The sequence below is a fragment of the Caballeronia sp. M23-90 genome, assembly GCF_053574605.1.
In genome coordinates, this window is record NZ_JBSIPA010000555.1 from 1 (window position 1) to 4,026 (window position 4,026).

Consider the following 4,026-nt stretch of genomic DNA (forward strand, 5'->3'; position numbering starts at 1 on the left):
CTCGGATCAGTGAGCGTGGGATAGAACGCCGACCATTCCGTGATCATCGCGACCTGCCCTTGCGCGAGCGCATTCACGGCCTCCGCATGGTCGTAATCGACAATGCCCGGCGGCATGTACTTCATCATGACGTCCGGCCCAAGTCCGAGCCGCTCCATCACGCCGGGACGAAAGCCTTCTATCAACCCATCGGCCTGGTCGATGAGATGCAGCGCCAGGTCGCGCGCCTCCGGCGCTTTCAGGTCCAGCGCAAGCGAACGGCGTCCGCGCGCCATCACGTCGAAACAGGTGCCTTGCATGGGATAGGGCGTCGGACCGTCCGTGGGCTTGCGGTCGATGCGGATCACTTCAGCGCCCATGTCGGCGAGCATCATTGCGGCGAACGGACACGGACCGAGCCCGACCATCTCGACAATGCGAATTCCCTTCAGCGGTCCGCTCATATTCCGCGCTCCGGGAGCGGCACGTAAATGACTAGCGATTTCATATCGGATTATCCTTGGCGCAAAGTACATGAGGAAGCGCATCAATCCAATAAACTCTACACCTCGAGCGGTCAAACAATCGGAGTCTGCCAATGCGTCTTCAGCCAATCAGGCACGCAAGCCTTTGCGCAGCATGCGTGCTTTTGTGTTTATCGGCTGGTGCTTGGGCTCAACAAGCCGCTAGCGGCCCCCCCGCGCCGGCTGCGGCACTCAACATCACGCCGAATTTCGCCGGCGATGATCCCGTGGCCGTCAGGGACGCGCTTGTGCGCAAGCTCACGCCCGGAAAGGCGCGCACGTTCGCTCATCGGGTGGAAGATCTGGTCGGAACGGCGCTGCCCAGGACGCTCCACGATCCCGACGTGACCGATGCAAAGCTGAGCCGCGATCTCGCATTCGTGGTGCCGGCGCCGTATGGCATCAGGTATCGCTCGAAGATCCACGTCATGACCGTCGATGTGGACCTCTCCGACAGCGATCATCCGGACGCCATCGTGCTGAAAAAGACCATCATGGGACCGCGCGGGCGGAAACTGGTCGTTGCGGCGGAAGCGAAGGCGAAGGGGTATATCCAGAACGTCGACGTGATCGAACTCGATACCACCACGGGCAAACACAACAAGACCAGCGTGCGCGGGCGGTTCGGGTTATCGGAAGCGGCTTTCGAAGCGGCGGGCGACGGCGATCTCGCGCTCGTGCTGATCTGCCGCGTGGTGCCGCCTTACCTGACCGAGACCGTCGAGCATAGCGATCCGACCAACGAGGAACCCACCGACATCACCACGCGCACCGCGATGCTGCATGCGAATGTCGGCGATGTCTGGCTGGTCAATCGCGAGAAGGGGGTCGTGCTGGCGAAGGGGCTGCATCTTGTCAAATAAGCGCGCCGCGTGACGCAACCACGTCCAGCAGGCACTCAACCAGCAGGGACGCCGCCGGCGTCAGCGGACTATCGCGGCGCGTCACCAACCCAATCGCAATAGCCGGCGGCAAATCCGATATGGGCAGCACCGCGAGTCCATCGCCGACCCACGGATGATCGAGTAGCGGTGCGGGCAACGCCGCGACGGTGTCCGAGCCGCGCAGCAAACCGTGCGCAATCACAAAGCTCGGACATTCGATCACCCTCTTCGGCTCCGGCAAGCCACTGCCGGCAAAATAATCGAGCAGCTCGCGCGTCGAGCTTTCGGGCGATGGATTGAGCAGCCATTCGGCATCGACAAGTCCGGCAAGCGTCGTGCACCGCGCGAGCGGATGACCTTGGCGCGCGACGATCACCGATGGGCTCTCATACAACTCGATGTAATCGAACTCCGGCCCGAGCCGTTCCGGGTTGACGACGGCCACGACGAAATCCAGCGAACCGTCGCGCAAACGCGGCAACGCCACGCCCGGAAATCCCTCGATAAAACTCACCCGCGCATCCGGCATCTTCTCGCGGAAAGCACGAAACGCTTTCGGCAGAATCGATAACGCCGCGCTCGGCGTAATGGCCGCGGCAACGCTTCCGGACAGCTCGCCTTTCATGTGCGCGATATCGTCTTCAGCGCGGCGCATCTCGCTTGTCACCATCTGCCCACGAATCCTCAATTGCTGCCCGAACGCCGTGAGTTGCACGCCACGCGCCGTTCGCAAGACCAGCGGCACGCCGAGGTCCTGCTCCAGTTCCTTCAGCGCCTTGGTCAATGCAGCTTGCGAGAGATGCAGGCTGCGCGCCGCCGCCCGAATGCTGCCCTGTTCCGCGACCGTCAGGAATGCTCGCAATTGATGGTATTTCATCGACGTCCGTCTCAAATATCAAACGACAGATATGGGTTTCTACCGACAACCCAAAGTAGTCGCAAATTTAATTAGCTGTCTTCTGTTTTGCTCCCGGACTTTATATGCTTGACCGCCATTAGTCACCCGCCTTCAAGGAGCATGTCATGCTGTCAGTCGATCCCGTCGTTCCCGGCATTGCCGCCATTGCGCCGGAGTTCATTGCCGTGCGCAGGAAAATTCACGCGCATCCGGAACTCGCATTCGAGGAACGGGCGACCGGGGATCTCGTTGCCAGTTTGCTCGAGCAGTGGGGGTATGAGGTGACGCCTGGTGTCGGCAAAACGGGCGTGGTCGGCGTGCTCAAGCATGGCGGTGGCACGAAGCGCATCGGCCTGCGTGCGGACATGGATGCATTGCCTATCGAGGAAGCGACGGGGCTGCCCTACACGAGCGCCGTGCCGAAAACCATGCACGCGTGCGGCCACGACGGCCATACCGCCATGCTGCTGTGCGCCGCGCGCTACCTGGCGGAAAGCCGCCAGTTCTCGGGCACGCTCACGGTGATTTTCCAGCCCGCCGAGGAAAGCTACGGCGGCGCACGCGTGATGATGGAAGACGGCCTTTTCGAGCGCTTTCCCTGCGATGCCATCTTCGGCCTGCACAACATGCCGGGCTTCGAAACAGGTTGCATGAGTTTCTGCACCGGACCTGCGATGGCATCGGCGGACCGGGCGACTATCGTGTTGCGCGGCCTCGGTGGACACGGCGCGCTTCCGCATCTTTCGCGCGATCCCATGCCGGCGGTGGGCGCGATCATCCTGGCCTTGCAGAGCATTGTTGCGCGGGAAGTCGATTCGCAGAAGTCCGCGGTGATCTCGGTGGGCAGTGTGAAGGCCGGCGATACCTTCAACGTCATCCCGCAAACCGCCGAGATGAAACTTTCCATTCGCGCGCTCGACCCCGCCGTGCGCGCGCTCTTGCGCGAGCGCATTACCACGCTCGTCCACGCGCAGGGGGCGGCGTTCGGAGTCGAGGCGGACATCGATTACGAATGGGGTTATCCGGTGCTTTTCAATCACGCGGACCCCACGGCATTTTCCGCCGATGTCGCCACGAAACTGCTCGGCGCGCAACGCGTCGACACGAACGCAAGGCCGCTGATGGGCAGCGAGGATTTCGCCTACATGCTGCAAGTCGTGCCGGGTTCGTATGCCTGGATTGGCAACGGAATCGAAGGCAAAGGCAGTTGCATGGTCCATAACCCGGGCTACGACTTCAACGACGACATCCTGGCGCTCGGCGCGAGTTATTGGGTGCGGCTGGCCGAAGCGTATCTCGCTGATTGAGTGACTGAACGCCTCCAAATACTCCCCAAGTACCGCGCATCGAGAAAAATCATGGGCATCCCTTCAATACGCGATAGCAACGTGGCAACGGGCATGGTTCCGGTGCGCAAGCAAAGCCGTGCGCGGCTCGTCGCTGCGGCGGCCGTGGGCAATGCGCTGGAGTTCTACGACTTCACTGTCTACGGATTCTTCGCCCTCGTAATTGGCAAGCTCTTCTTTCCAGTGCAGGACCCGGTCGGACAGTTGCTCCTCGCGGTCGCGAGCTTCGGTGTCGGTTTCTTCACGCGGCCGGTCGGCGGATTGCTGATTGGCATTTATGCTGATCGCGCGGGCCGCAAGAAGGCGATGATCCTGAATGTACTGCGAACCGAACATGGTTTGCATCGAGCTGTACACCTCTTCAACAGGCACCCCCAGCGTCTCGGCCTTGTCGC

At 61.6% G+C, this 4,026-nt stretch carries 4 protein-coding genes and 1 pseudogene; 3 read left to right on the top strand and 2 right to left on the bottom strand.

The features are described 5' to 3' along the window. On the bottom strand, positions 1-443 hold a 443-nt coding region (locus ACRXB1_RS32340), incomplete at its 3' end, for a CoA transferase (RefSeq protein ID WP_449494351.1). A gap of 287 nt (positions 444-730) precedes the next feature. Here ACRXB1_RS32340 and ACRXB1_RS32345 point away from each other — a divergent pair. Then, positions 731-1,366, top strand: coding sequence for a hypothetical protein (locus tag ACRXB1_RS32345; protein ID WP_375507786.1), 636 nt, complete (start codon positions 731-733; stop codon positions 1,364-1,366). Here ACRXB1_RS32345 and ACRXB1_RS32350 read toward each other — a convergent pair. Then, positions 1,359-2,264 carry a LysR substrate-binding domain-containing protein gene (locus ACRXB1_RS32350; RefSeq protein ID WP_174363518.1) on the bottom strand — a complete coding sequence of 302 codons (906 nt, stop codon included), beginning with the start codon at positions 2,262-2,264 and terminating at the stop codon, positions 1,359-1,361. The two genes, ACRXB1_RS32345 and ACRXB1_RS32350, sit on opposite strands and share 8 nt — an antisense overlap. Before the next feature lie 146 nt (positions 2,265-2,410). Between ACRXB1_RS32350 and ACRXB1_RS32355 the strand changes: the two genes are divergently transcribed. Next, complete coding sequence (locus tag ACRXB1_RS32355) at positions 2,411-3,592, top strand: amidohydrolase (protein WP_174363519.1); 1,182 nt, start codon at positions 2,411-2,413, stop codon at positions 3,590-3,592. A 93-nt stretch (positions 3,593-3,685) separates the two neighbouring features. Beyond that, positions 3,686-3,955: pseudogene (locus ACRXB1_RS32360) on the top strand (MFS transporter); the annotation flags it as partial. Positions 3,956-4,026: the final 71 nt, after the last annotated feature.

Excerpts from the sequence above, each read along its gene's own strand:
- ACRXB1_RS32355 (WP_174363519.1), top strand. The coding sequence starts at position 2,411 with ATGCTGTCAGTCGATCCCGTCGTTCCCGGCATTGCCGCCATTGCGCCG.
- ACRXB1_RS32350 (WP_174363518.1), bottom strand. The coding sequence starts at position 2,264 with ATGAAATACCATCAATTGCGAGCATTCCTGACGGTCGCGGAACAGGGC.